This window comes from Adlercreutzia equolifaciens, from assembly GCF_029076695.1.
Lineage (GTDB): Bacteria > Actinomycetota > Coriobacteriia > Coriobacteriales > Eggerthellaceae > Adlercreutzia > Adlercreutzia equolifaciens_A.
Genome location: NZ_JARFIK010000253.1, coordinates 1 through 318 on the forward strand (window position 1 = coordinate 1; position 318 = coordinate 318).

At 55.3% G+C, this 318-nt stretch carries 1 protein-coding gene; it reads right to left on the reverse strand.

Annotated elements, in window-relative coordinates; genetic code table 11:
• The coding region (locus tag PZH32_RS12285) for a hypothetical protein (protein WP_275208533.1) at window positions 1–318 on the reverse strand (318 nt) is incomplete at both ends.

The following is a 318-nucleotide window of genomic DNA, read 5'->3' on the forward strand; positions in this document are numbered from 1 at the left end:
GCCTGTAAATCCGTGCACATTGAGGAAGCCGAAATTGTAGCGGTCGCCCAGAACCATGGTCTCAACGCCCATCTCGACAAAGATGTCGATGTTGCTGGGCAAAAGGCTGACGCACTGGCGCAGCAGGCGAGCGTTGACGGTCCAATGGGCGTAGTTCATCATGTGCTCGTACATCTGATCCACTGTGAACGTTTCGCCGGCTTCCTTAAGGAGTGTGGTCTCTACGGAACTAGTTCCTGTGATCTCGTTGAAATTGGTATCGGTGGCGGTGCCGCTTTTGGTGACGATCATAACCTTGCCGACGCCCGCCTGAGCGGC